Consider the following 23,400-nt stretch of genomic DNA (forward strand, 5'->3'; position numbering starts at 1 on the left):
GCTGCGGTCAGGTGCCACTGGCGGCGTGCCGGGGCGGCCGCGCACCGCGGTCGCCGCGCCGCGGCCGCATCGCGCGCGGCATGAACCTGGAACTGCCCCGCTGGGCCTGGGCCTTCGCGGGCACGCTGGCCGCGGTCGCCGGCATGGTCAACGTGGTCGGCTATCTCGGCTTCGAACATCAGGCGGTCACCCACCTCACCGGCACCACTACCCTGCTCGGCGCGGCGCTGGCCGATGGCGACGCGCGCGCGATCGCGCAACTGGTCGGCGTAGTGCTGGCGTTCCTCGGCGGATCGATGCTCGGCGGCTTCATCGTGCAGGACAGCCGCCTGCGCCTGGGCCGCCGCTACGGCGTGGCGCTGGCGCTGGAGGCGCTGCTGCTGCTGGCGGCGATGCAGGCGTTCAAGCAGCAGCAACTCGCCGGCGCCGTGCTCGCCGCGATCGCCTGCGGCCTGCAGAACGCCACCACCACCATCTACAGCGGCGCAGTGGTGCGCACCACCCACCTCACCGGCATGTTCACCGATCTGGGCATCGGCCTGGGCCAGGCGCTGCGCGGACTGCCGCTGCCGCGTCGGCGCATCCGCCTGAGCCTGCTGATCATCGGCGGCTTCCTGTGCGGCGGCGTGCTCGGCGCCTGGGCCTACCGGCAGGTCGGCTTCGACGCCCTGCTCGGCCCCGCCCTGCTGACCGGCACGGTCGGTACGCTGTACGCGCTGCAGGCGCACTACCGCAGCCGCGAGCGCTGAAGGCGCGGCCGAGTGCATAACCCGCGCCGGCCCTGCACAATCGGCGCATGAGCGAACCCACCGTCGTCTCCGCACTGAGCATCGCCGGCACCGATTCCGGCGGCGGCGCCGGCATCCAGGCGGATCTCAAGACCTTCGCCGCGCACCGCGTGCACGGGCTGGCGGCGGCCGCCGCGCTGACCGCACAGCACACCCGCGGCGTCACCGCGGTACACGTGCCGCCGCTGTCGTTCCTGCGCGCACAGATCGATGCCTGCTTCGCCGACTTCGACATCGGCGCGGTCAAGCTCGGCATGCTCGCCAACGCCGAGGTGATCCACCTGGTCGCCGATGCGCTGGAAGAATATCGCCCACCGTGGGTGGTGCTGGACCCGGTGATGGTGGCCACCAGCGGCGCCAAGCTGCTGCAGGACGATGCCCTGGACGCGCTGCGCAAGCGCCTGCTGCCGCTGGCGACGCTGGTGACGCCGAACGTGCCGGAAGCGCAGTTGCTGCTCGGCCGCCCGATCGACACCGCCGACGACGCCGAGCGCGCCACCGCCGCGCTGCTGGAGGCGGGCGCGCAGGCGGTGCTGCTCAAGGGCGGCCACCTGCAGGAAGGCCAGCGGGTGATCGACCGCTACGACGACGGCGTCAGCCGCAGCGAGTTCAGCCATGCGCGTCTGCCGCTGGATGCGCACGGCACCGGCTGCACCCTGGCCGCGGCGATCGCCGCACAGCTGTGCCAGGGCCTGGCCTTGCCGGCCGCTTGCGAAGCGGCGATCGACTACGTAGCGCGCGCATTGCGCGGCAGTTACCGGCCCGGCCGCAGCGACGTGGCGGTGCTGGACCACTTCGGCGCAGCCCGCGGCCCATGAGCGCCGCGCCCATCGCCGCGTCCGCGATCGCCGAGCACGCCCTGCCCGTCGCCGCGGCCGACGGCCATCGCTGGAGCTTGCTGGCGCGCGTTCCCGACGCGCCGCGGCAGGCGCTGCTGTGGCTGCCGGCGCTGGGCGTGGCCGCGCGCCATTACCTGCCGTTCGCCGAAGCGCTGGCCGCGCACGGCGTCGCGGTGTTCCTGCACGAATGGCGCGGCAACGGCAGCAGCACGCTGCGGCCGTCCCGGCAATGCGACTGGGGCTATCGCGCTCTGCTGCACCTGGATCTGCCCGCCAGCCAAGCGGCGATCGCCGGGTGCGGGATCGCGGCACCGCTGCTCGTCGGCGGCCACAGCCTCGGTGGACAGCTCGCCTGCTGCTACGCCAGCCTGCAGCCGCAGGCCTTCGCCGCGCTGTGGCTGGTCGCCAGCGGCACGCCGTACTGGCGCCGTTTTCCCGCGCCGCGCGGCTATCTGCTGCCGTTGGCGTACCGCCTGCTGCCGTGGCTGGCGCAGCGGCAAGGCGTGCTGCATGGACGCCGCCTGGGCTTTGGCGGCACCGAAGCGCGCGGCCTGATCGCCGATTGGGCGCACGTGGGCCGTAGCGGCCGCTACGCCGCGGCCGGCCTGGCGATCGACCTGGAGGCGCAACTGGCGCATCTGACGCTGCCGGCGCGTGGCGTGGTGCTGCAGGACGACTGGCTGGCGCCGGAGAGTTCGCTGCGCGGTCTGCTCGACAAGCTGGCCACGCCGGCGCCGCAGATCCGCTGCCTGGACGCCACGCAACTGGGCGTGGCCGCCGACCATTTCGCCTGGATGAAGCGGCCTGCGGCGGTGGCCGCGGCGTTGCTGGCCGGGGATCGGTGAAATTTTTCGGAAAGAGCATTGACGGGCCCGATCGACTCCCGCATAATTCCGCTCCTGACGACGCGCCCGTAGCTCAGTTGGATAGAGTACCTGGCTACGAACCAGGCGGTCGGGAGTTCGAATCTCTCCGGGCGCACCAGTCAGATGAAAAACGACAAGCCACCGCTTGTCGTTTTTTTTTGCCCTGCCGCGGCGAGGCGATCGCATCGAGACCGCTCCGGGAGCGCACTCGTTCGCGATTCGTCATGCCGACGACACGCAGGTGTAGACGAATCGCCGCAACTCGTGAATAATCCCGCGCCTGACAACGCGCCCGTAGCTCAGTTGGATAGAGTACCTGGCTACGAACCAGGCGGTCGGGAGTTCGAATCTCTCCGGGCGCACCAGTCAGATCAAAAACGACAAGCCAGCGCTTGTCGTTTTTTTTGCCTGCGTGATTCCGATTGCACGACGCGCGCAACGACGAGTGACGCATGCACACGGAAGATGTGCCGATCACGGCACCGCCTCGCGCATCGGCACTTCAACTCCAGCGCCGGCGATCCGCCAGACATTGCGAGGCGGCGGCGGCGCGCGCCGCCTCGGCCTCGCGTACGCGAATGCAGAGACCCCTGCCCGGCTCAGGCGATGGTATCCACCACGCCGCCATCGACGCGCAGCGCCGCACCGGTGGTCGCGGACGCTTGCGGCGAGGCGACGTACACGCAGAGATTGGCGACCTCTTCCACCGTCGCGGCGCGGCGGATGATCGAGCTGGCGCGATGCGCCTTGACGAAGTCGGCAGCCACCTCGTCCAGAGGTTTGCCGGACTGTTTCACCTGGTCGGACAACATGGCGGCGACGCCTTCCGTCAGCGTCGGCCCGGGCAGGATGGCATTCACGGTGACGCCGGTGCCGGCCATGCGCTTGGCCAGCCCGCGCGACAGGGCGAGATCGGCGGTCTTGGTCACGCCGTAGTGAATCATCTCGACGGGAATGTTGAGCCCGGACTCGGAGGAGACGAAGAGCACACGCCCCCACCCCTTGTCCGCCATCGCCGGCAGATACGCGCGGGAAAGCCGCACACCGGACAGCACGTTCACCGCCAGGAAGCGCTCCCATTCCGCGTCGGGCGTGTCGAAGAAGTCCTGCATGCCGAAGATGCCGGCGTTGTTGACCAGGATGTCGACGGCAGGAAGCGCCACGACGATCGCCTCGCAGCCGGCCGCGGTCGCCACGTCGCCCACTACGGCCCGCACGCGGGCATTGGCGACGTCGCGCTTGAGGGCAGCCACAGCGGCATCGGTGCGGGCCTGGTCGCGGCCGTTCAGCGCGACCTCGGCGCCCGCCGCGGCCAGGCCCTTGGCGATGCCGAAACCGATGCCGGCGGTGGAGCCGGTGACGAGGGCGGTTTTACCGGATAGATCGATGTGCATGGCTGTCTCCAAGGATGGGGGCGAGAATGAGGGTGAGGATCCGCTTCGGCGCACGCCCTACGAGGTCGTCGCCGCAGACACACGCTGGCCGCGCCGGTCGCTCTGTCGATTCGTTGTGTCGATTCATCATGTGCGACTCCAACCGCAAGGCAAGGAACGGCAAGTGAACGTCACGACGTGAACCTCGCCCATTGCAGCAGGTCGCCGCATCAGCGAGGCGCAGACGGCGCAGGCAACAGGATCAAGCGCATGACGGCACAACTTGCCTCGCCGCGCACAGCCGCCCGCGCGCGCGCACGGACAACGCACCCGCCTGCATCAGCCGGCGCGCACGCACGGCTGTGCATCGCAGGCGCCATCGACAGGCATGACGCCTCCGCCACACCGACTCACGCCGCGATCGTGTCGCCCTTCGGCGGCGGCGCCACGGCAGCCGCAGCGTCCAGCGCGACCAGCGGATGGCCCGCCGCACGCCACGCATCCAGCCCGCCCCGCAGCGGCAGCACGCCTTCGAATGCGTGCTGGCGCAGACGCTTGGCTAGGATCGCGGCCGACACCTCGTTCGGGCAGGCGCAGTAGATGACGATCCTGCGGTCGCGCGGCAAGCGCGCGACGAGCGCGTCGACCTGGCGATCGTCCACTTCCAGCGCACCGGGAATGGCGAACGGCTCCAGCGTGCGATAGCCGGGAGCGCGAATGTCCAGCAGCAGCGGCGGCGCCTCGCCCTGCAACAGCGCGTGCAGTTCATCGACGTCGATACGCTGCATCTCCATCGCCTTGCGCAGCGACTGCCGGCGCCAGGCGCGGTAGCCGACGTACAGCGCCAGCAGACCGGCCAGCAGCAGCGCCGCGCGCCTGCCGAGCAGGCTCAGCCAGTCCAGCAAGTCCTGCACCTGGTCGGCGAAGCACAGCCCCAGCAACAACCCGACACCCGCCCACAAGGCCGCGCCCAGCGCGTCGTAGCGCAGGAAGGCCACAGGGCGCACACGCATCGCGCCGGCCATCGGCACCGACACCATCGACAGGCCCGGCACGAACTTGGCCACCGCCAGCACGCGCACGCCCCAGCGCGCATAGAAGCGTTCGGTGCGCTTCATGCAGGTGTCGCGCGACAGCGACAGCCGGCACAGCGACTGCAGCGTGCGATTGCCGTAGCGGCGGCCGGCGCCGAACCACAGCAGATCGCCGAGCAAGCTCGCCGCGATCGACACCGACAAGGCGCCCAGCAACGCACTCCACATCGCCGCGCCATCGAGCAGCGCATAGGTCGCCCCGACCAGGATCAACGTGGGCAGCGCCGGCACCGGCAGGCCCAGCGACAAGGCCAGGACGTTGACGAAGACCAGCCCGAGTCCGTAGCGCGCAATCAGGTCCTGCATGGCGTGGCGGGCGGAAAGAAGAAGATGCCGCGCATTATCCTCCCGTCGCCCACCGCGCGCGCAGGCAGCAGGGCATCACCGGCGGAACAGACCCATCCATCGTCGCCCTGCAGCACGCGTCGCCGGTGTCCCGACGTGCCTCACACGCCCTCGCCCAGCCGCGCCGCCATCTGCGCCAGCCATGCCGCGAACACGCCCGGCTGGCGCATGCGTGCACGCCACCAGGCCAGCGCCGCGCCCTCCTCGCCGCTGCGCCAGGCCAGCTGGAACACCTCGTCCGGCTTCGGCTCCTCCACGGCCTTGCGCACCAGCGTGCCGCGCGCCAGCGCGGCGCGCGCATAGGGCTCGGGCAGGAAGCCGAAGCCGAGCCCGGCCAGTTGCAGCCGGTACTTGCTGCGCATGTCCGGCACGGTCAGCGCGTCCTGGCCGAACAGCAGCCCGACCGTGCGCGGCAGCAAACGCCGTGCCGAATCCGCCACCGCGATCGCGCGATGCGCGCTCAGCTGGCTGCGGCTGAGCGGTTCCGGCGCCTGCGCCAGCGGGTGATTGGGCGCGACCGCGAACACGAACGGCAGCGTGCCCAGCGGCTCGGTCACGTAGCCGCCGCCGCTGGGCCCTTCGCCGGCCGCCCCGACCAGCAGATCCACCCGCCGGTCCAGCAGCGCCTCCCAGGTGCCGGACAGCGATTCCTGCACCACCCGCAGCCGGGTCTGGTCGGCAACCGCATAGAACGCCGCCATGTCCTGCGCCAGGCATTCCGGCGCGAACACCGCATCCAGGCCCAGCGCGAACTCGGTCTCCCAGCCGGAGGCCACGCGGCGCACGCGCAGTTCCAGGTCGCCAGCGGCGCGCAGCAGGTGACGGCCTTCGCGCAGCAGTTCGGCCCCCGCGGCGGTCGGCACCGCCTTCGGCCCGATCCGCTCGAACAGTTGCACGCCCAGGTCCTCCTCCAGCTTGGCGACGGTATAGGAGATGGTCGACGGCACCTTGTGCAGCGCCTTGCCGGCGGCCGAGAACGAGCCGCGACGGTCGATGGCGTCGAGGATCTGCAGGGCATCGAGGCTGAGCTTGAGCATTCGAATTTTTCGATGATGGATGCCGAATCTATCCGTTTTTCAAACCCGGCGACAGCACCGATACTTGTTTCCAAGCCGGAGCTCTCGCGAAATCATGCCGACCGGCGCTTTCGATCCACTTGCACATCAACGCCACCAAGGAGCCTCCCATGCTGCAGATCCGCCCCGCCAACACCCGTGGCCGCGCCGAACACGGCTGGCTGTCCTCGCGCCATACCTTCTCCTTCGGCCACTACCACGACCCGCGCCACATGGGCTTCGGGCCGCTGCGGGTGATCAACGAGGACCGCGTGCAGCCGGGCCAGGGCTTCGGCACCCACGCCCATCGCGACATGGAGATCCTGTCCTACGTGGTCGAGGGCGCGCTGGAGCACAAGGACAGCATGGGCAACGGTTCGGTGCTGCGCTACGGCGACGTGCAGCGCATGAGCGCCGGCTCCGGCGTCACCCACAGCGAGTTCAACCACTCCGCCAGTGAGCCGGTGCACTTCCTGCAGATCTGGGTGATGCCCGAGCGCGCCGGGATCGATCCGGGCTACGAGGAGAAGCACTTCGCCCCCGACAGCAAGCGCGGCCAGCTGCGCCTGATCGCCGCCCCGCAGGGCGAGGACGGTGCGGTGCGCATCCATCAGGACGCGCGCATCTACGCCTCCATCCTCGACGGTGATGCGCGCCTGGACTACCCGCTGGCGGCCGGGCGCGGCGCCTACGTGCAGGTGGTGCGCGGCACGCTGAGCGTCAATGGACAGACCCTGCAGGCCGGCGACGCGGTCCAGGCGGTCGACGAGGCCAGCCTGCAGTTCGCCGATGCCCAGGACAGCGAGTTCCTGCTGTTCGACCTGCCGCGCTGAGCAGGTCAGGCCAGGTCGCGCCCGCGGCCCACTGGACCGGGCCGCGACGGTCTCGCGAAATCCGCCCACGCAGCGGCGCCACGGCGTCGCTGCGTAGGTCGCTGCATTCGCGGTAATGCCCGCATCCTCACGCCATCCTCGGCACCCCGTAACGCGTCCTGCACGGCCTCCGCGTCAATGCTTCCGCTCTCCCTCCCCTACTGCCGGCGTGCCGGCCGAGAGCCTGCCGATGCGCCACCCGACCAGCGCCGCCTATGCCACCCCCTCGCGCATCCGCGAAGGGCGCCCCTTCCCCCGCGGCGCCGTGTTCGACGGCCAGGGCACCAACTTCGCGCTGTTCTCGGCGCACGCCACGCGCGTGGAACTGTGCCTGTTCGACGACGCCGGCACCGAAACGCGCCTGGACCTGCCCGAATACACCAACGAAATCTGGCACGGCTACCTGCCCGACGTGAAGCCCGGCCAGCGCTATGGCTATCGCGTGCATGGCCCCTATGAACCCAGCGAAGGCCACCGCTTCAATCCCAACAAACTGCTGCTGGACCCGTACGCGCGCGAACTCGAGGGCGACCTGATCTGGGCCGACGAACTGTACGGCTACACGGTCGGCCACCCGGACGGCGACCTCAGTTTCGACGAGCGCGACAGCGCGCCGTTCATGCCCAAGTGCGTCGTGGTCGAGGACACCTACGACTGGGAGGACGACCAGCGCCTGATGACGCCGTGGAGCGAGACCCTGGTCTACGAGACCCACGTGCGCGGCTACACCATGCGCCACCCGCAGGTGCCGGACGAGGTGCGCGGCACCTGCGCCGGGCTGGCCCAGGAGCCGGTGCTGCGCTACATCAAGGAACTGGGCGTCAGCGCGGTGGAACTGCTGCCGGTCCACGCTTACCTCGACGACCAACACCTGCTCGACAAGGACCTGCGCAACTATTGGGGCTACAACACGCTGGGCTTCTTCGCGATCAAGTCGCGCTACCTGGCCAGCGGCCACCGCGACGAGTTCCGCGACATGGTCAAGGCGGTGCACCGCCAGGGCCTGGAGGTGATCCTCGACGTGGTCTACAACCACACCGCAGAAGGCAGCGAGCTGGGCCCCACCCTCTCCTTCCGCGGCATCGACAACGCCAGCTACTACCGGCTGGCCGAGGACAAGCGCTACTACATCAACGACACCGGCACCGGCAACACGCTCAACCTGAGCAACTCGCGGGTGATCCAGTTCGTCAACGACTCGCTGCGCTACTGGGCCGGCGAGATGCACGTGGACGGCTTCCGTTTCGATCTGGCCACCATCCTCGGCCGCGAACCCACCGGCTTCGACCAGCGCGGCGGTTTCCTCGACGCCTGCAACCAGGATCCGCTGCTGTCGCAGGTCAAGCTGATCGCCGAGCCATGGGACTGCGGCCCGGGCGGCTACCAGGTCGGCCACTTCCCGCCCGGCTGGTCGGAATGGAACGACAAGTTCCGCGACAACGCCCGCGCGTTCTGGAAGGGCGACGAAGGCAAGCTGGCCGAATTCGCCACGCGCTTCACTGGTTCGGCCGACCTGTTCGATCGCCGCGGGCGCCGACCGTGGGCCTCGGTGAACTTCATCACCGCACACGACGGCTTCACCCTGCAAGACCTGGTCAGCTACAACGAAAAGCACAACGCGGCCAACGGCGAGGACAACCGCGACGGCTCGGACCACGACAGCTCCTGCAACTACGGCGCCGAAGGCGAGACCGACGACGCCGGCATCCTGCAACTGCGCGAGCGGCAGATGAAGAATCTGCTGGCCACGCTGCTACTCGCGCAGGGCACGCCGATGCTGCTGGCCGGCGACGAACGCGCGCAGACCCAGGGCGGCAACAACAACACCTACTGCCAGGACAACGAGATCACCTGGATCGACTGGGAGCGCGACCCCACCGAGGGCCGCCTGACCGCGTTCGTCAAGGCGCTGAGCGCGCTGCGCCAGCGTTACCCGATCCTGACCCGTGGCCGCTTTCTCAACGGCCAGTACAACGAAGAAGCCGGCGTTCGCGACCTCACCTGGCTCAACCCCGGTGGCACCGAGATGGACGATGCGCACTGGACCGATGCCGGCGCACGCTCGGTCGGGCTGTTGCTGGAAGGCAAGGCGCAAACATCCGGCGTCAGGGAGCTGGCCAACGACGACACCTTGCTGATCGTCATCAACGCCTACCACGAGGGCGTGAGCTTCGTGCTGCCGTCCTCGGAAGAGGAATTGCACTGGAAGCTGGTGCTGTCCACCGACGATGCGCTGCAGGTCGACAGCATGCCGGCCGGCGCCAGCGAGTTCCTGGCGCCGCCGCGCAGCATCAGCGTGTTCGAGTGCCAGACGGCGGGCGCATAGTCGCCACTCGCCACTTCGGATTGCGCGCGGACTGACGCGTCCGCGCCTGCATTACGTCGCCAGCGCTTGCCGCGGGCGACGCGCGATGCTGGCATCTGCACGCTCTCTACGACGCGCCGCATTGCATTGGTCTACATGGCCTTTGGCACAGTGCTCGATGGCGCATGCTCGCTAGGCTGAATGCCCGCTTCCTTCCAGGTCAGGCATGCAGCACTCCGCGCAAGGCAACACCCACGCCACGTCTTACACCTCCTTCATGCGTCACCCGCTGCTGCGCATCGCGCTCAGCGCCGCGGTCCTCGCGCTGGCGTCCTATGCATGGCTCCCGTTTCCGTGGCGCATGCCCTTGGTCGGCCTGCTCGGTCTTTGTTTGGTCTGGGTCGAGACGCGTTCCTCCACGGCGTGCGGCGTCGCACGCCCGCGCCTGGCGTCCGTGATCGGCTGGACAGCGTTGCTCGTGTTGTTGACCGTGGGCTTCATCACACCGGTGCTGCAACCGCTGATCGACACCATCACCGGACACAAGACCGACTACAGCGCCTACGGCGCGCTCAAGGGCAACGTCCAGGCGACGACCCATCTGATCGGCGCGGCGTGGCTGAGCGCGGCGCTCGGCGAAGAACTGGTGTTCCGCGCCTTCCTCATGCACCAGCTCGATGCGCTGCTGGGCCGTCTGCGCGGCGGCCGCTGGATCGCCGCACTGGCCGGTGGTGTGGTGTTCGGCCTGATGCACGCCGCGCAAGGCGCCTCCGGCATCCTGCTGACCGGCGTGGTCGGCACGATGTTCGGCTATGCCTATCTGCGCTCCAGACGCAACCTGTGGGCCATGATCCTCGCCCACGGCCTGATCGACACCTGGGGTGTGACTACCCTGTATCTGGGCTGGTACTGAGCGGGCAGCGCAGTCGAGAGTCGCCACTCGGCGCACCTATGCGCACCACGCCGTCGCCGCCAGCAGACAGACGAAGGACATGTCGCGGCGCGCGTGTTCCCGCTGTAAAAGCACCAAGCGCACTCAGCCCGAACGGGACGCGCGATCGCCGCTACAGGCTTCGGCATACAACCCGTCCGCTACCTAAATGATGGAGAGCACGCCCGCTCAATTTTCACTTGCACGCCACCGGCTCGCGCGCAGTTTGGCGATGCCCACTTGAGGGCATCCCTACTGCGGAGTCAACGATGGACAAGAATCGCACCGAAGGCGCCAAGAACCAGATCAAGGGCACCATCAAGGAAGTCGCCGGCAAGGTCACCGGCAACAAGCTGAAGGAAGTCGAAGGCAAGATGCAGAAGAACGCCGGCAAGGTACAGAGTGAAGTGGGCAAGGCGCGCGACCACGCGCGCGGCTGAGTTCCAGATTCTCGTGCTCCCCTGCCGCCAATGGCAGGGGAGTTGTTGCAAGCGACCTGCACCTCGCCGACTCGCTGTCGATTCTCCTGATGCGCAGCTCAACGGCGTGCACACAGGCCTCCGCAATGACCGACGGGTGGACTGGAGTAGCGAGACGCAGTACAGCGCTCAACAAGCTGCCACGGCACCAGTCCTAGACAGCAAGGCGATCGAACACGGCACATCCAAGAGCGGTTTGCCGACAGCGCTGCCAGGCGCATCCCAAACGACCCGATGCGCTGCGCACCGTGGACTCGGATCGACCCGCACACAGTCAATTACACGCCCGATCAGATCGACGCCGAATTGTTGCGCAGGCACCACCCTGACGTCGCTTGGCGCATGCCAGTCCGGAAGCGATGGCTCCGCTCGATGCATCCCACCATACTGACACTCACGTTACGCCTACATCGCGACAAACTCGCCGATGCGCAACACACTGTGTGATCTGACAACCCCCGGATGTGTACAGGCTCCCGACCACGAACACGCCCCTGATATTTCCGCCCCCACTGAAAGCATCGATGCACACGATTACCTCCCCCAGAAGAGCAGCGTTCTTGCTTCTCCTGCTGCTTCCTGCCGCCCAGGCGGATATGACTGCTGCGGCAGCAGCTCGCGCGGCACCTGTCGAAATGACCGAAAGCGACTTCGCCGTAGCCATCAACAACCACTCTTTCGCCCTGGGTGAACGCTGGAGCGAGCAAACCAGGACGCAGGCAGGCACCCAGATCAGCGAGAGTTTTGTAGGAGACGTGCCCGCCGGGGAGACAAGCTACAAGTACTACCAGCATCGCTATGCCGGGTTTGACATCTATACGGCGAACCTCTCCTGGCAAAAACAGCAACGCGACATCGACAGCTACGTCATTGCGCAGATCACCATCAATGCATCCACGGTCAAAACGGCCAGAGGTATCGCGATCGGCGACACGCAGAATGTGCTGATCGACACCTATGGCCAAGGCACGACGGATGACAGCGATGGCCAGCACTGGCGCTCCTATGAGACCAAAAACAAGCGCCTCTCGTTTCAGCTTGAACATGGAAGAATCATCCACATCATGATGACCCTCGACACGGACAGCTGAAATCAGCGCTGTGTCATGCGCCACCAATGCCATTTCGGGCGTCAGGCGGCCGCTCCCTGTGCCCGCCCGCAACAGAAACACGGCAAAACGTGTTTCTTGCCGAAGACCACTGGTCCAGCTTGTCTTTCTTGTTGGCAGATCAAGACTCGGCGGCGCGCCGCTGCGGCGCCGAGACTGTCAGGGCCGCCTTTCTACGCCTTGCGAGCACGATGCAGAAAGTATCCCGCTCCAAGCAAAGCAATCAGTCCGATCATGGCACCAATCTGGCCATTCTTGCGCCGCGCATGGAGCGCCTGCTCAGGCGTGACGACCACGTCATCGCCCAAGCGCATTCCCCAGATGGATCGCTTGCTGTCCGCATCGTCGAAGGTGACGTGAACCGGCGATCCCACCTTGAGACGCCCCCACAGCGCATCGATGCCAGGCAGCACACTGGAGTACTCGAATGCATCGCCTCCGGTCGCAAGGGTGAAGTTGACGCTTTGAAGCCGTCCCTTTCGCTGCGTTGCGTCGACCTTTTCGACCGTCCCATCGGCTTCAGCCAAATGTGTCGGCACTGCCGCAGGCCTGCTGAAAAACGTGACAACGCTGGCGATCGTGACGCCAAGGCAAAGCAACGCGATGATGATGAAGCGGATCTTGTGTGACTGCATCTCGATACCGGAGCAAAAAGGAAACGTCGCGATCCAGCGACGACGCACATTTTTTCGTGACAGCGCATGGGAATCAATCGATGGATCGCCCATCCCCTGCAACTCAATGACACCGTAGGCGTCCTGTCTCCTGGCTCAAGCACTTCGATCCCAATGAGGCGTCGCGTCAACCTTTGCTGAGCGAAGCCTGCAACCGCGACACGCGACGGGCGGAAGATGAGTAGCCCCAATGCGTCGCTGGAAAGCGACATGAAGCAGCACTACAGCACACACTTGCCACTGTCATCGCGCGTGTCCAGATGAACTCGGAAAGCAAACGCAGTAGCGCGACCTGACTTGCGACATCGTCAACAAGGGCACACCGCGGAGAGACGGCCGATCGATACCGGCAGGATGGCTGCCGCGCTGCCTGAAACAGGATTTGGCTCTACGCGATTGATGACATTGCGTGGCAGCGATGGCCCTCGCCTTCATCCTCCACGGCCCACGGCGGGTGCCCACGGGAAGCTTGAACGCAGCAACAGGCTCCAAGCTTCGTCATGCAACACGTCAAGGCCGCTACGCTCGTCACCGGCTCCTTGAGCGCAGACATGCGCGATACCGTCTGCTCGAACTCCTGCAAGGTGCGTCAGCGCTCACGTGCCACCATGCTGACGCGCGGAGGCAAGCATGACATCGCTGGAGCTGCACGAAGCCATTGCACATCACTTCAGTGCTGCACTGAAGACTTTGCGCTCGAACTGTTTCTGCAGGTCAGCAGGAACGCGCAGACGAACGTAGTAGCGGCCGGTCTCGCCGCACGTCAGGTAGTGCGCGACTCGCATGGAAGTGTCCAAGCGAGTGTCCAAGATGGCTGAAAAGAAAAACGCCCACAAATCGTTGATTTGCGGGCGTTTCCTTGACACTGGCGGAGTGAGAGGGATTCGAACCCTCGATAGAGCTTTTGACCCTATACTCCCTTAGCAGGGGAGCCCCTTCAGCCACTCGGGCATCACTCCGGATTTCTGCGCTGCGGATATTCCGCGACCGGGCGCGAAGAATACCGGGTTGTGGGGTCTCAGGTAAACCCTTTCGACGCATCAATCGGCAGATTGATCGCCGTGACCGCCGCCGTGGGAGTTCGGCTCGTCGCCGCGCTGGATGCGCTGGTAGATCTCTTCGCGATGCACCGCAACGTCCTTCGGCGCGGTGATGCCGATACGCACTTGATTGCCCTTGACCCCAAGCACCGTCACGGTGACCGAATCGCCGATCATCAAGGTTTCGCCTACCCGGCGAGTCAGGATCAACATTTTTTGAATTCTCCAGGGAACCGGTGGGTCTCACCGGCACGGCGCCCGCGCTGCGGCACGCCCCATAATGAAAGTGAAAAGAAGGGTGATGTTACGGGAAGCCGCGCCCTGCCAGCAAGGCGCGGCGTTCGGATGTTCAGGGGAGATGTTGCTTGACCCAGGCGGGGACGCCGGCGAGTGCGGGGGCAAGGGCGGGCCCGTCCTCGCCACCACCCTGGGCGAGGTCCGGGCGGCCGCCGCCCTTGCCCGAAATCTGACCGGCGATATGGCTCAACAGTTCCCCGGCCTTGACCCGTCCCATTGGGCTGCCGTTCACGCCGGCGACCAGGGCGACCTTGCCCTCGCTTGCGCCGGCCAACACGATCACGCTATCGCCCAGTTGCTGCTTCAGACGGTCCATCGCCTCGCGCAGGGCCTTGGCATCGAAGCCTTCCAGTCGGACGGCGAGGACCTTCACACCGGCCACGTCGACCGCCGATCCGGCCAGGTCGGCCGTGGCGCCGGACGCCAGCTTGGCCTTCAGCGCCTCCAGCTCCCGCTCCAGGCGCTTGTAGCGGTCGCCAAGCTGGCGGATCTTGTCGACCACGTCGTGGCTGTTGCCGCCGACCAGGTCGGCCGCCTCGCGCAGCCGGGCCTCCTCGGCCGCCACGTAGTCCAGCGCGCCCTGCCCGGTCACCGCCTCGATGCGGCGCACGCCGGCGGAGACGCCGCCTTCGCTGGTGATCTTGAACAGGCCGATGTCGCCGGTCCGGCCGACGTGCGTGCCACCGCACAGTTCGGTGGAGTAGTCGCCCATCTTGAGCACGCGCACGCGCTCGCCATACTTTTCGCCGAACAGCGCCATCGCGCCGAAGTCCAGCGCTTCCTGCATGCCCATCTGGTGCACTTCGGCGGCGTTGTTGGCGCGGACCTGCTGGTTGACCTTGCGCTCGATCAGCGCCAGTTCCTCGGCCCCGATCGGCTGGAAGTGTGAGAAGTCGAAGCGCAGCCGATCCGGCGCCACCAGCGAGCCCTTCTGCTGGACGTGGGTGCCCAGTACCTCGCGCAGGGCCGCATGCAGCAGGTGCGTCGCCGAGTGATTGAGGATGGTGGCGCCGCGGCGCTCGGCATCGACCTCACCGGCGAGCACGTCGCCGAGCTTCAGGCTGCCTTCTTCCAGGGTGCCGACGTGGCCATGGAACTGGCCGGCGAACTTCTGCGTGTCTGTGACCGTCACCCGGATGCCGGCGGCAGTGAGTGTGCCGAGATCGCCGACCTGGCCGCCGGATTCGGCATAGAACGGGGTCTTGTCGGTCAGTACGATCACCGCGTCGCCGGCCTGGGCGGACTGCACCGGGCGACCGTCCTTGAGCAGGGCGACCACGCGCAGGCCGTCGGCCTGCAGGCTGTCGTACCCCAGGAACGCGGTCGGGGCCAGCGTCGCCACCAGGTCGGCCGGCAGCTGCACGCCGCCGCCGAACTTGCCGGCTTCGCGCGCGCGCCGACGCTGCTCGTCCATCGCCGTCTCGAAGCCCTGCTCGTCCACGCGCAGATCGCGCTCGCGGGCGATGTCCTGGGTCAGGTCCAGCGGGAAGCCGTAGGTGTCGTACAGGCGGAAGGCGTCCTCGCCGGCGATCATCCCGCCCTGCGCCTTGGCGGCGACGTCCTCGAAGATCTTCATGCCGGCATCGAGGGTTTCGGCGAAGCGCTCTTCCTCGGCCTGCAGGGCGCGCAGCACGGTGTCCTGGGCGGCGGTCAGTTCCGGATAGGCCTCGCCCATCAGTTCCACCAGGGTCGGCACCAGCTTGCTGAAGAACGGCTGGCGCACGCCGAGCATCCAGCCATGGCGCAGGGCGCGGCGGATGATCCGGCGCAGCACGTAGCCGCGACCTTCGTTGGACGGCAGCACGCCGTCGACGATCAGGAACGCGCAGGCGCGGATGTGGTCGGCGATCACGCGCAGCGACTTGTTCTCCAGGTCGGCGGTGCCGGTCAGCTCGGAGGCCTTGCGGATCAGCGTCTGGAACAGGTCGATCTCGTAGTTGGTGTGCACGTGCTGCAGGATCGCTGCCAAGCGCTCCAGGCCCATGCCGGTGTCCACGCAGGGGGCCGGCAGCGGCACCAAGGTGCCGTCGGGCTGACGATCGAACTGCATGAACACCAGGTTCCAGATCTCGATGAAGCGATCGCCATCCTCGTCGGGCGACCCCGGCGGACCGCCGGCGATGTGCGCGCCGTGGTCGTAGAAGATCTCGGTGCATGGGCCGCAGGGACCGGTGTCGGCCATCTGCCAGAAGTTGTCCGAGGCGTAGGGCGCGCCCTTGTTGTCGCCGATGCGCACGATGCGCTCGGCGGGCACGCCGATCATGTCGCGCCACAAGGCGTAGGCCTCGTCGTCGGTGTGGTAGACGGTGACCAGCAGGCGCTCGGCCGGCAGCTTCCAGACCTGGGTCAGCAGCTCCCAGGCCCAGGCGATGGCATCCTTCTTGAAGTAGTCGCCGAACGACCAATTGCCGAGCATCTCGAAGAAGGTGTGATGGCGCGCGGTGTAGCCGACCGAATCGAGGTCGTTGTGCTTGCCGCCGGCGCGCAGGCAGCGCTGCACGTCCGCCGCGCGCACGTAGCTGCGCTTCTCGGCGCCGAGGAACACGTCCTTGAACTGCACCATGCCGGAATTGGTGAACAGCAGCGTCGGATCGTTGCCGGGCACCAGCGGTGCGGACGGCACGATGGTATGGCCCTTGCCCTTGAAGAAGTCGAGGAAGTCGCTGCGGATCTGGGAGGTGGAGAATTTGGCGGGTGCGTTCATGGGCTGGCTATAGACGAGCGGACGGGCGTCCTGGCGCTCCCTCCTAGATGAGGGCGCCACGGAAACCGGACAAGACAACTCGCCAAGGGTAGCAGGCCCGGCCCGCTCAGTCCTCCGCAGCGTCGCGCACCGCGGCGCGGATGCTGTCCCCATCGAAACCACGCCGCGCCAGCAGATCGGCGGCCTTGCGCTGCTGCGGCAGGTCCATCGCCCCGGCAGTACCGAAGCGGCGCCGGACCAGATCGCGCGCGTTTTCGGTCCAGTCGCCCTCGAAGGCCCCCATCGCGGTGGCGATGGCCTCACTGTCCAGGCCGTGGGTCCCAAGCTCGGCACGGATATGCAGCGGGCCATACCCTGCCCCGGCGCGGCTGCGCACCAGCAGTTCGGCAAAGCGCCCGTCGTCCTGCCAGCCCTCGCCGCTCAGGCGTTCCACTGCCTCCGCGGCGGCGTCGGCTTCCACGCCACGCGCACGCAGCTTGCGGGTCAGCTCCTTGCGCGAATGCTCGCGCCGCACCAGCAGACCCAGCGCCTTCTGCAGCGGCGTCTGTTCCGGTTGCCGGCGACGCCGACGTGGTGCTTCTTGTGCCCGTTCGTCGCTCATGGGCGATGCCACCCCATTCAAAATGCGCCGTCCCTGGCGCGCGCCCTCCTGGCTTGCTCAAGACTGCCGAGGGAGACGAGCGGCACTGACTCCACCGCTCCCCCGGCAGAAAACCATTACGCGTCGTCGTCTTCCGCCTCGGCCTCGCTCGGGGCGATTTCCGTGGGCTGGAACTTCTCGCGCAGCTCGCTTTCCAGCTTGGTCGCGACCTGCGGGTTGTCGCGCAGGTAACCGCGGGCGTTGTCCTTGCCCTGGCCGATGCGCTCGCTGCCGTAGCTGTACCAGGCGCCGGCCTTCTCGACCAGCTTGGCTTCCACGCCCATGTCGATCAGTTCGCCCTCGCGGCTGATGCCCTCGCCGTAGAGGATTTCGGTGACGACCTGCTTGAACGGCGGCGCCAGCTTGTTCTTGACGACCTTGATCTTGGTCTGGTTGCCGATGATCTCGTCGCCCTTCTTGATCGCGCCGATGCGGCGGATGTCCAGGCGCACCGAGGCGTAGAACTTCAGCGCGTTGCCACCGGTGGTGGTTTCCGGGCTCTGGCCCGGCATCATCACGCCAATCTTCATGCGCAACTGGTTGATGAACACCACCAGGGTGTTGGAGCGCTTGATGTTGCCGGTGAGCTTGCGCAGCGCCTGGCTCATCAGGCGCGCCTGCAGGCCCGGCAACTGGTCGCCCATCTCGCCTTCGATTTCGGCCTTGGGGGTCAGCGCGGCGACCGAGTCGACCACCACGATGTCCACCGAGCCCGAGCGCACCAGCATGTCGGCGATTTCCAGCGCCTGCTCGCCGGTGTCCGGCTGCGACAGCAGCAGCTCGTCGACGTTGACACCCAGCTTGGCGGCGTAGATCGGGTCCAGCGCGTGCTCGGCATCGATGAACGCGGCGGTGCCGCCGTTCTTCTGGCACTGCGCGATGGCCTGCAGGGTCAGGGTGGTCTTGCCCGAGGATTCCGGACCGTAGATCTCGACCACGCGGCCCTTCGGCAGGCCGCCGATGCCCAGTGCGATGTCCAGCATCAGCGAGCCGGTCGGAATCACTTCCACCGCTTCGATGACGCGATCGCCCATCCGCATCACCGAGCCCTTGCCGAACTGCTTCTCGATCTGGCTCAGGGCGGCAGCAAGCGCGCGCTTCTTGTTCTCGTCCATTGTGGTGTCCTTGGAAGGTGAGGAGGATTTGCGGAGTGAGGTCAATGTAAGGGCCTGGTATCGCACGGACTGAGACAGTGCGTGGCGAGATGAAAATAATTCGTCCGGACCGGGCGACGGCAGCGGCGAATGGCGATATCCGGGGTCGGAAAAGTCCGGCCGGCGCTGTAGTGCATGCCCTGCTCCACGCGCGGCATCAGCGGTTGGGGCGCAGCAGGCCGCAGTACAGGCCTTCGATGGCGAACTCCTGGTCCGGCAGCACCTCGATCGGTGCGTAGTCCGGGTTGCGCGGGAGCAGGCGGATGCGGTCCTTGCCGATCTTCAGCAGCTTGACCGTGATCTCCTCGTCGATGCGCGCCACCACGATCTGCCCGGAGCGGGCATCGCGGGTGCGGTGCACGCCGATCAGGTCGCCGTCGAAGATGCCTTCGTCGCGCATGGAGTCGCCCTGCACCTTCAGCAGGTAATCGGGTGCCGGCGAAAAGAACACCCGGTCCAGCACCACGAAGTCGTCGGAGCCGATGTCCGCGCCGATCGGCAGGCCGGCGGCGACGCGTCCGAGTACTGGCAGGCGCAGCACGTCGGCGCTGTCCACCTGCGGCGCGGGGGCCGGAGCGGCCGCCCCACCCAGCAGGCGGATGCCGCGCGCCTGCCCGGGCACCCGGCGGATCGCGCCGGCCTGTTCGAGCGCTTCCAGGTGGTACTGGGCCGCGCGCACGCCTTTGAAGCCGAAGGCACGGGCAATCTCGGTCTGCGACGGCGGCACGCCATCGTGTTCGATGCGCTCGGCGATCAGGTCGAGGATCGCCTGCTGGGTTTCGGTCAGGTCCATGGTTAGTAGTAATACTACTAAATTAGCTGGCGAGCAACTGGCGCGTGGGTCTGGAGTGCCGGCGCGCTTCGCTGCCGCCAGTGATGGATGCTCCGCGCGACCGCCCGCAATGCCGTCGTCGGCAGGCGCGAGGCTTCTGATCCTGGAGGCCTTTTGGGACCCCGCACAGCGTCAGTGCGATGTGTACCGGGGGATCCGAGTGCATCGCGTCGGGGCTGAAGCCCCTCCTACCAAGGGATCGCGTGCGCGCCGACACGCCTGTGAAGCGGGGCGCTGCCTGCGGACCAGCCGCCGCAGCTTCCGGCGAACCGTGCTCGAGAGCATGCGCCGCGCTCAGCGCCCGCTGCGCCAGATCGAGAACAGGATCCACACCCCCGACAGTGCCGCGCCGACGAAGCCGCAGACGCCGATCGCCAACAGCCAGCGGCTGGAGATGCCGCCGACGCTGTTCATCACGATCGACGAGCCGATGATCAGCGCGGCGGTGACGATGCCCATGGTCAGGCGGTTGGCGGCGCGGTTGACCTGGTCGCCGAAGCCCTTCAGCGAGCCGGTCTCCACGTTCAACTGCAGGCGCCCGCGCCGTGCCGCCTGCAGCAGCCGGCGCGTGTCGCGCGGCAGGTCGCCGAGCAGTTCCAGCGCGCCCAGCACGGTGCGGCGGCCGCGCCTGGCCATCGCCCGCGGCGCGAACCGCTGCAGCATCACCCGCTCCAGGTACGGGGCGGCGGCGCCGGCCATGTCGAAATCCGGATCGAGCTGGCGCCCGACCCCTTCCAGGGTCAGGAAGGTCTTGATCATCAGCGCCAGGTCGGCCGGCAAGGCCAGCGCGTGCTGGCGCAGCAGCGCGGTGACGTCGCCGAGCATCGCGCCGACCCGCAGGTCCTTCAGCGGCACGCCGCGGTACTGGTCGACGAAGGCGGCGATCTCCAGGTGCAGGCGCGCCTCGTCGACCTCGACTTCGCCGTCGGTCCACTCCAGCAGGATGTCGGCGACCGCCTCGGCGTCCTGGGTGACCAGCCCGTGCAGCAGTTGCACCACCTGGTAGCGGCGCTGTTCGGAAATGCGCCCGACCATGCCGAAGTCGATCACCGCGATGCGCTCGCCGGGCAGGTAGAAGATGTTGCCCGGATGCGGATCGGCGTGGAAACAGCCGTCCTCCAGCACCATCTTCAGCACGATGTCGGCGCCGGTGCGCGCCAGTTGGCGACGGTCCAGGCCGGCGGCGTCGACCGCGGCCAGGTCGCGGCCGCCGATGCCGTCGACGAAGTCCTGCACATTGAGCGTTTCGCAGGTCCATTGCCAGTGCACCCGCGGGATCACGATCTCGTCGTGTCCCTGGAAGTTGGCCGCGATGCGCTCGGCATTGCGGCACTCGCCGGCGAAATCCAGCTCGCGGCGCAGCGATAGGGTGAACTGGTGCACCACCGCGGCCGGGTGATAGCGCTTCAGGTCCGGCGCGCGCGCTTCGACGATCTCCGCCAGCCGCGCCAGCAATCGCAGGTCGGCCTCGATCACCTCGCGGATGCCGGGGCGGCGCACCTTGATCACCACGGCGGTGCCGTCGTGCAGCCGGGCGCGATGGGTCTGCGCCAGCGAGGCGGCGGCCAGCGGGGTTTCCTCGACCTCGGCGAAGATCGCCGTCGGCGCCTCGCCGAGCGCCTCGATCAGCTGCGGCAGGATCTGCGGGTAGTCCAGCGCCGGCGCGGCGTTCTGCAGTTCGCCCAGTTCGTCGATCCACTCCGGCGGCAGCAGGTCCACGCGCGTGGCCAGCACCTGGCCGAGCTTGACGAAGGTCGGGCCGAGGTCCTGCAGGGCGCGCCGTACCCGTTGCGGGGCCGACATGCGCAGCATCTCCTCGGCGTTGTGCCAGTGCAGCAGGCGCCCGGCGCGCTCCAGCACGTCGGCCATGCCGATGCGCCGGACCACGTCGCCGAACCCATAGCGGATCAGCACCGAGGCGATTTCCTGCAGGCGTCCCAGGTCGCGGACGGTGCTCAACGCCTCCCACATCGCGCTCATCCTCGGGGAAGGCGCGCGGCCACGATCACAGCAACGCGTCCAGGCCGCGCAGGGCCGCCGCCACGGTCTGCCGGCGCACCGCGTCGCGGTCGCCCGGGAACTGGAACAATTGCGCGCTGGCATAGCCGCCGCGGCGCTTCCAGCCCAGCCAGACGCTGCCGACCGGCTTGTCCGCCGAGCCGCCGCCCGGCCCGGCGATGCCGGTCACCGCGACCGCGACGCTGGCGCCGGAATTGACCAGCGCCCCGGACACCATCTCGATCACCGTCTCCCGGCTGACCGCGCCATGATGCTCCAGCGTCTGCGGACGCACGCCCAGCAAGGCCTGCTTGGCCTCGTAGCTGTAGGCGACGATGCCGCAGTCGAACCAGGCCGAAGACCCGGCGACGTCGGTCATCACCTTGGCGATCCAGCCGCCGCTGCAGCTTTCGGCGGTGACCAGGCGCTCGCGCGCGGTGCGCAAGCGATCGCTGAGCGCGGTGGCCTGTTGCAGCAGATCCGAATCGGTGGGAAGCGTCATGGCACAGCTCGGGAAACCAGTGCGCTTTGTAGCCCAATTCGCCGTGGCTGTCGCGCCTGCGCGTGCCGGCGGATGGCCGGCCGTCAGCCAACGCGGCGCATGGGCCGCGACCACGCCGGCCCGCCCATCGGCGTCGAGCGTGCCGACGCCGGCGTCGACGCGGCACTCAGCGCTGCTGCCACTCCTCCTGCTCGCGCGGCGGCAGCAGCGCGCGGATCGGCGCGCCGTCGGCCGTGGCGGCCAGGCGCTCGGCCTCGGTGATCGGGATGTCCACCTGCAGCAGCCAGCCCTCCTCGTCGGCCTGCTCGCTGCGGATCACCTGCAACTGATGCAGCTGCGAACGCAGGCGCCCGGCACTCGGCGGCAGGCGCAGGCTGCCCTGCACGTGGCGCAGGCCCAGGCGCTGGCCGAGCACGTGCTGCAGCAGGTCCAGGCCGCGCCCGTCGCGCGCGGAGATCCACACCCGCTCGCGCCGCGCCGTGTCCGGCACGCCGTCCTGCGCATCGTGACGCACCTCGGCGCCCTCGATGCGGTCGATCTTGTTGAACACCAGCAACTGCGGCAGTTCGCCGGCGCCGACCGCGTGCAGCACCTCGTCGACCTGGGCGATGCGCTCCTCGCGCAGCGGATCGGCGGCGTCGACCACGTGCAGCAGCAGATCGGCCTCGCGCGCCTCGGACAGGGTCGAGCGGAACGCCGCCACCAGCTCATGCGGCAGGTTGCGCACGAAGCCGACGGTATCGGCCAGCATCGCGTTGCCGCCGGGCAGCGCGATGCGCCGCACGGTCGGGTCCAGGGTCGCGAACAACTGGTCGGCGGCGTAGGCTTCGGCGCCGGTCAGCGCGTTGAACAGGGTCGACTTGCCGGCGTTGGTGTAGCCCACCACCGCGATCCGCGGCAGCTCGCTGCGCACCCGCGCGCGGCGCATCTGGGTGTGTTGCACCTCGACCTTCTCCAGCCGCTTCTGCAACTGCTCCACACGCTTCTGCAGCAGGCGGCGATCGGTTTCCAGCTGGGTTTCGCCGGGGCCGCGCAGGCCGATCGAACCGCCGCGCTGGCGCTCCAGGTGGGTCCAGCCGCGCACCAGCCGGGTGGCCATGTGCCGCAACTGGGCCAGTTCGACCTGCAGCTTGCCTTCGTGGCTGCGCGCGCGCTGGGCGAAGATGTCCAGGATCAGCCCGGTGCGGTCGATCACGCGCCGCTCCAGGTATTTCTCCAGGTTGCGCTCCTGGCCGGGGCTGAGCGCGTGGTTGACCAGAACCAGGTCGGCACCGCTGGCGTCGGCGGCGGCCTTGACCTCTTCCAGCTTGCCGCTGCCGATCAGCGTCGCCGGACTCGGCTTGTCGATGCGCGCGGTCACGGTGGCGGCGATGCTGGCACCGGCCGAGCGCGCCAGGTCGGCGAACTCCTCCAGCACATCGTCTTCCAACGGACCGCCCGCGTAGGGCTGGATCAGCAGTGCATGTTCGCCGCGGCGGGACCGATCAAACACCCGCGGCTCCG

Annotated in this window: 21 protein-coding genes and 3 tRNA genes; 10 read left to right on the plus strand and 14 right to left on the minus strand. The window is 67.9% G+C overall.

What is annotated here, in order from left to right; translation table 11 throughout:
- Nucleotides 1-80 precede the first annotated feature (80 nt).
- The 5 genes from RAB70_RS14955 to RAB70_RS14975 all read left to right on the plus strand — a co-directional run bounded on the left by RAB70_RS14955 (nt 81) and on the right by RAB70_RS14975 (nt 2,858).
- Entirely contained in the window at nt 81-749 is a 669-nt protein-coding gene (locus tag RAB70_RS14955) for a YoaK family protein (RefSeq protein ID WP_148828178.1), read from the plus strand.
- A gap of 47 nt (nt 750-796) precedes the next feature.
- Nucleotides 797-1,606 (plus strand): bifunctional hydroxymethylpyrimidine kinase/phosphomethylpyrimidine kinase, encoded by an 810-nt coding sequence (gene thiD / locus RAB70_RS14960; protein WP_148828179.1) that lies wholly within the window; start codon nt 797-799, stop codon nt 1,604-1,606.
- Nucleotides 1,603-2,472 (plus strand): alpha/beta fold hydrolase, encoded by an 870-nt coding sequence (locus RAB70_RS14965; RefSeq protein ID WP_148828180.1) that lies wholly within the window; start codon nt 1,603-1,605, stop codon nt 2,470-2,472. Before thiD ends, RAB70_RS14965 begins: the two co-directional genes overlap by 4 nt.
- Before the next feature lie 62 nt (nt 2,473-2,534).
- Nucleotides 2,535-2,611, plus strand: a tRNA-Arg gene (locus tag RAB70_RS14970).
- 170 nt (nt 2,612-2,781) lie between these two features.
- Nucleotides 2,782-2,858: transfer RNA gene (locus RAB70_RS14975), tRNA-Arg, on the plus strand.
- A 234-nt stretch (nt 2,859-3,092) separates the two neighbouring features.
- On the opposite strand, the gene RAB70_RS14980 is transcribed toward RAB70_RS14975, so the two are convergent.
- The 3 genes from RAB70_RS14980 to RAB70_RS14990 all read right to left on the minus strand — a co-directional run bounded on the left by RAB70_RS14980 (nt 3,093) and on the right by RAB70_RS14990 (nt 6,342).
- A complete protein-coding gene (locus RAB70_RS14980; RefSeq protein WP_148828181.1) occupies nt 3,093-3,887 on the minus strand; it encodes an SDR family NAD(P)-dependent oxidoreductase in 795 nt (264 codons plus the stop codon).
- Nucleotides 3,888-4,276: 389 nt separating this feature from the next.
- Nucleotides 4,277-5,266: a DedA family protein/thiosulfate sulfurtransferase GlpE gene (locus tag RAB70_RS14985; protein WP_148828182.1), complete on the minus strand. Its 990-nt coding sequence runs from the start codon at nt 5,264-5,266 to the stop codon at nt 4,277-4,279.
- Between the two features lie 140 nt (nt 5,267-5,406).
- On the minus strand, nt 5,407-6,342 hold the full coding sequence (locus RAB70_RS14990; RefSeq protein ID WP_148828183.1) for a LysR substrate-binding domain-containing protein: 936 nt from the start codon (nt 6,340-6,342) through the stop codon (nt 5,407-5,409).
- Nucleotides 6,343-6,491: 149 nt separating this feature from the next.
- Here RAB70_RS14990 and RAB70_RS14995 point away from each other — a divergent pair, with 149 nt between their 5' ends.
- The 5 genes from RAB70_RS14995 to RAB70_RS15015 all read left to right on the plus strand — a co-directional run bounded on the left by RAB70_RS14995 (nt 6,492) and on the right by RAB70_RS15015 (nt 12,038).
- On the plus strand, nt 6,492-7,193 hold the full coding sequence (locus RAB70_RS14995) for a pirin family protein (RefSeq protein WP_148828184.1): 702 nt from the start codon (nt 6,492-6,494) through the stop codon (nt 7,191-7,193).
- Nucleotides 7,194-7,422: 229 nt separating this feature from the next.
- Nucleotides 7,423-9,558 carry a glycogen debranching protein GlgX gene (glgX, locus tag RAB70_RS15000; protein ID WP_148828185.1) on the plus strand — a complete coding sequence of 712 codons (2,136 nt, stop codon included), beginning with the start codon at nt 7,423-7,425 and terminating at the stop codon, nt 9,556-9,558.
- Nucleotides 9,559-9,898: 340 nt separating this feature from the next.
- Complete coding sequence (locus RAB70_RS15005; RefSeq protein ID WP_192578918.1) at nt 9,899-10,450, plus strand: CPBP family intramembrane glutamic endopeptidase; 552 nt, start codon at nt 9,899-9,901, stop codon at nt 10,448-10,450.
- A gap of 287 nt (nt 10,451-10,737) precedes the next feature.
- On the plus strand, nt 10,738-10,908 hold the full coding sequence (locus tag RAB70_RS15010) for a CsbD family protein (protein WP_017914264.1): 171 nt from the start codon (nt 10,738-10,740) through the stop codon (nt 10,906-10,908).
- 563 nt (nt 10,909-11,471) lie between these two features.
- On the plus strand, nt 11,472-12,038 hold the full coding sequence (locus RAB70_RS15015; protein ID WP_170268098.1) for a hypothetical protein: 567 nt from the start codon (nt 11,472-11,474) through the stop codon (nt 12,036-12,038).
- A gap of 191 nt (nt 12,039-12,229) precedes the next feature.
- On the opposite strand, the gene RAB70_RS15020 is transcribed toward RAB70_RS15015, so the two are convergent.
- The 11 genes from RAB70_RS15020 to hflX form a co-directional block, all read right to left on the minus strand.
- A complete protein-coding gene (locus RAB70_RS15020; RefSeq protein ID WP_225851570.1) occupies nt 12,230-12,784 on the minus strand; it encodes a DUF3592 domain-containing protein in 555 nt (184 codons plus the stop codon).
- A 611-nt stretch (nt 12,785-13,395) separates the two neighbouring features.
- Nucleotides 13,396-13,527, minus strand: a complete 132-nt coding sequence (locus RAB70_RS15025) for a DUF6538 domain-containing protein (protein ID WP_265529335.1) — start codon at nt 13,525-13,527, stop codon at nt 13,396-13,398.
- Nucleotides 13,528-13,596: 69 nt separating this feature from the next.
- A tRNA-Ser gene (locus RAB70_RS15030) sits at nt 13,597-13,689 on the minus strand.
- An 81-nt stretch (nt 13,690-13,770) separates the two neighbouring features.
- Nucleotides 13,771-13,983 carry a carbon storage regulator CsrA gene (gene csrA / locus RAB70_RS15035; RefSeq protein WP_010341308.1) on the minus strand — a complete coding sequence of 71 codons (213 nt, stop codon included), beginning with the start codon at nt 13,981-13,983 and terminating at the stop codon, nt 13,771-13,773.
- Between the two features lie 136 nt (nt 13,984-14,119).
- Entirely contained in the window at nt 14,120-16,771 is a 2,652-nt protein-coding gene (gene alaS / locus RAB70_RS15040) for an alanine--tRNA ligase (protein WP_148828188.1), read from the minus strand.
- Between the two features lie 106 nt (nt 16,772-16,877).
- On the minus strand, nt 16,878-17,372 hold the full coding sequence (gene recX / locus RAB70_RS15045) for a recombination regulator RecX (protein WP_148828189.1): 495 nt from the start codon (nt 17,370-17,372) through the stop codon (nt 16,878-16,880).
- A 116-nt stretch (nt 17,373-17,488) separates the two neighbouring features.
- Complete coding sequence (gene recA, locus RAB70_RS15050; RefSeq protein WP_148828190.1) at nt 17,489-18,526, minus strand: recombinase RecA; 1,038 nt, start codon at nt 18,524-18,526, stop codon at nt 17,489-17,491.
- 196 nt (nt 18,527-18,722) lie between these two features.
- Complete coding sequence (lexA, locus tag RAB70_RS15055; RefSeq protein ID WP_017910626.1) at nt 18,723-19,358, minus strand: transcriptional repressor LexA; 636 nt, start codon at nt 19,356-19,358, stop codon at nt 18,723-18,725.
- 333 nt (nt 19,359-19,691) lie between these two features.
- A complete protein-coding gene (ubiB, locus tag RAB70_RS15060) occupies nt 19,692-21,368 on the minus strand; it encodes a 2-polyprenylphenol 6-hydroxylase (protein ID WP_148828191.1) in 1,677 nt (558 codons plus the stop codon).
- A 34-nt stretch (nt 21,369-21,402) separates the two neighbouring features.
- Nucleotides 21,403-21,897: a CinA family protein gene (locus RAB70_RS15065; RefSeq protein ID WP_017914255.1), complete on the minus strand. Its 495-nt coding sequence runs from the start codon at nt 21,895-21,897 to the stop codon at nt 21,403-21,405.
- A 166-nt stretch (nt 21,898-22,063) separates the two neighbouring features.
- Nucleotides 22,064-23,389: a ribosome rescue GTPase HflX gene (gene hflX / locus RAB70_RS15070; RefSeq protein ID WP_026144705.1), complete on the minus strand. Its 1,326-nt coding sequence runs from the start codon at nt 23,387-23,389 to the stop codon at nt 22,064-22,066.
- Nucleotides 23,390-23,400 lie beyond the last annotated feature (11 nt).

The organism is Xanthomonas sontii (assembly GCF_040529055.1).
Lineage (GTDB): Bacteria > Pseudomonadota > Gammaproteobacteria > Xanthomonadales > Xanthomonadaceae > Xanthomonas_A > Xanthomonas_A sontii.